The organism is Micromonospora sp. KC213, assembly GCF_004348325.1.
Lineage (GTDB): Bacteria > Actinomycetota > Actinomycetes > Mycobacteriales > Micromonosporaceae > Micromonospora.
Genome location: NZ_SMKF01000360.1, coordinates 1 through 621 on the forward strand (window position 1 = coordinate 1; position 621 = coordinate 621).

1 protein-coding gene is annotated in these 621 nt (G+C 77.0%); it reads right to left on the reverse strand.

Annotated features, from left to right (window positions below; genetic code table 11):
• Positions 1–621: HAD-IIIA family hydrolase (locus E1166_RS30640; protein ID WP_132343266.1), on the reverse strand; the 621-nt coding region annotated here is incomplete at both ends.

A 621-nucleotide genomic window follows, 5' to 3' on the forward strand; every position in this document is an offset into this window, starting at 1 on the left:
GGGGGTGGGGTTGCCGTCGATCCAGGGCAGGGGCCATTCGATGTGTTCGTCGACGCCGGGTAGGAGGGCGGCGGCGTCGCGTCCGCGAGGTCCGTGCAGCAGGACGACCCGGTCGGCGCTGGCGGCGACGGCGCGGATGGCGGGGCCGGTGACCAGGACGTCCCCGGCGGAGTCGCTGCGAGCCACCAGCACCGTCCCCGCCCGGCGACCCTCTGTTGGCGCGGCGACCAGGGCGGCCCGGGCCAGGATCTCCTCCACCGCCGCCGACAGGTCGGCCCTTACGCAGGGCGCGGCGGCCACCTCGGCGGGGCGCGTGGTCGCGGTGGGCACCAGGACGGCGGCGGCGCCGGCGGCGCCGGCCGCGGTCATGTCCGCGCCGATGTCACCCACCAGGACGCAGCGGTCCGCGGTGGTGCCCAACGCCCGCGCGGCGGCCCGCACCATCCCGGGGGCGGGTTTGCGGCACCCGCAGCCGGCCCGCTCGTCGTGCGGGCAGATCTGCCAACTGTCGAACGGCCCCAGCAACTCCTCCACCCGGGCGTTCACCGCCCGCAGCTGCGCCGCCGTGAACAACCCCCGAGCCAACCCCGACTGGTTCGTCACCACCGCCAGCCGCAACCC